Here is a 650-nt window from a genome sequence, read left to right as displayed (position 1 = left end):
GCTCATGGACGAAGCCGCTCGCGCGGCACTGGCGCTTGTGGCAGCTGTTGATTTCCACCTGATAGACCTGCGGGTTTTGCGATTTGGCTGACCTGTCTGACGATTGGGGCTTTCTCAGTCGACACAGGAGGTTCCAATGACAGAGGAGAGAACAACACCGCTTCGGGAGCGGATGATCGAGGATATGCGCATTCGAGGTCTGGGACCCCAATCTCAGCGAGCACATATCCGGGCGGTGAAGGATTTCGCCGGGTTTCTGGGGCGCTCGCCCGATACGGCGACGACGGAAGAGCTTCGCGCATACCAGCTTCACATGACGGATACCGGGGTTACGCCCTCGGTCTACAATGCCCGCATTACCGCGCTACGTTTCTTCTTCTCGATGACCTGTGGACGCGAGGAGATGAAGCGGTACATGCAGTTCCGCACGCAGCCGCGCAAACTGCCCGCGGTGCTCAGCGCCGAGGAAGTTTCCGAGCTTCTGGCGGTCGCGCCTGGGCCGGGGCTCAAATACCGTGCTGCGCTCAGCATTTCCTACGGTGCAGGTTTGAGAGCTTCCGAGGTTTGCAACCTTACCACGAGCGATATCGATAGCGACCGGATGCTCATCCATGTCGTGCAGGGCAAGGGGCGGAAGGATCGCAAGGTGA

At 59.7% G+C, this 650-nt stretch carries 1 protein-coding gene; it reads left to right on the top strand.

Features of this window, described 5'->3' with window-relative positions:
• Positions 1–136 precede the first annotated feature (136 nt).
• Positions 137–650 (top strand): tyrosine-type recombinase/integrase (locus ACW9UQ_RS18715; RefSeq protein WP_458932491.1); only part of this gene is annotated, 514 nt, incomplete at its 3' end.

Source organism: Halovulum sp. GXIMD14793 (assembly GCF_054457435.1).
The sequence above is the reverse complement of the archived record's forward strand: the minus strand, read 5'-3'. Positions and strand labels throughout refer to the sequence as shown.